Below are 335 nucleotides of genomic sequence, written 5' to 3'. Positions count from 1 at the left end.
CAGAGGTGGGCTGTGGATAAGCTTTCCGTACTAGGTTTACTTATTGGCTTAGGCGCCATTGCAATAGGTTACTCGTTAGAGGGCGGTGTGGTATCGGCATTATTTAACGGACCTGCGTTGATCATTGTACTGGGCGGCACATTGGGTGCTGTAATGTTACAAACATCAGCCAGTACTTTTAAAAAGATGCTAGAAATTACGCACTGGGTTTTTGTATCGCCTAAATACAATATTGAAGATGCCATAGAGCAAGTAAAAGGATGGTCACATAAAGCACGTCAAGAAGGTTATTTAGCCCTTGAAAACGAAGCGCTTACCCACCCAGATGCCTATGC

The 335-nt window shown here is 44.2% G+C and carries 1 protein-coding gene; it reads left to right on the top strand.

Annotation, left to right across the window (positions count from 1 at the left end):
* Positions 1-12: 12 nt before the first annotated feature.
* On the top strand, positions 13-335 hold a 323-nt coding region (locus AAEY62_RS21165), incomplete at its 3' end, for a motility-associated protein (protein ID WP_350636309.1).

This window comes from Pseudoalteromonas sp. GW168-MNA-CIBAN-0100, assembly GCF_040309225.1.
GTDB classification, from domain to species: Bacteria; Pseudomonadota; Gammaproteobacteria; order Enterobacterales; family Alteromonadaceae; genus Pseudoalteromonas; species Pseudoalteromonas arctica.
This window is presented reverse-complemented; position numbering and strand designations above follow the sequence as displayed.